Origin of the sequence: Halomonas sp. ND22Bw, assembly GCF_003011945.1 — a bacterium.
Lineage (GTDB): Bacteria > Pseudomonadota > Gammaproteobacteria > Pseudomonadales > Halomonadaceae > Halomonas > Halomonas halophila.
The window spans coordinates 1-374 of record NZ_PXWD01000317.1; the positions used below are offsets into that span (position 1 = coordinate 1).

At 71.7% G+C, this 374-nt stretch carries 1 protein-coding gene; it reads left to right on the forward strand.

Going from position 1 to position 374, the window contains the following annotated elements:
* Positions 1–20: 20 nt before the first annotated feature.
* Positions 21–374 (forward strand): acyl-CoA dehydrogenase family protein (locus CVH10_RS18240; RefSeq protein WP_369335868.1); only part of this gene is annotated, 354 nt, incomplete at its 3' end.

The following is a 374-nucleotide window of genomic DNA, read 5'->3' on the forward strand; positions in this document are numbered from 1 at the left end:
TCGGCAGCCAGGGGCTGGTGATGGCCGGCACCCCCGAACAGAAGGCGCAGTGGCTGCCGCGCATCGCCAGCGGGGAGGTCATCACCAGCTTCGCGCTGACCGAGCCGGAGGCGGGCAGCGATTCGGGCGCGGTGCGCACCCGCGCGGTCCGCGACGGCGACGTCTATCGCCTGTCGGGCGGCAAGCGGTACATCACCAATGCCGATCGCGCCGACCTGTTCACCGTGATGGCGCGCACCGGGGAGGAAGCGGGCGGACGCGGCGTGTCGGCCTTCCTCGTGCCCCGCGACCTGCCCGGCGTGTCGGTGGGCGAACCCGAACGCAAGATGGGGCAGAAGGGCGCGAAGGTCGCCGACGTTCATTTCGACGACGTG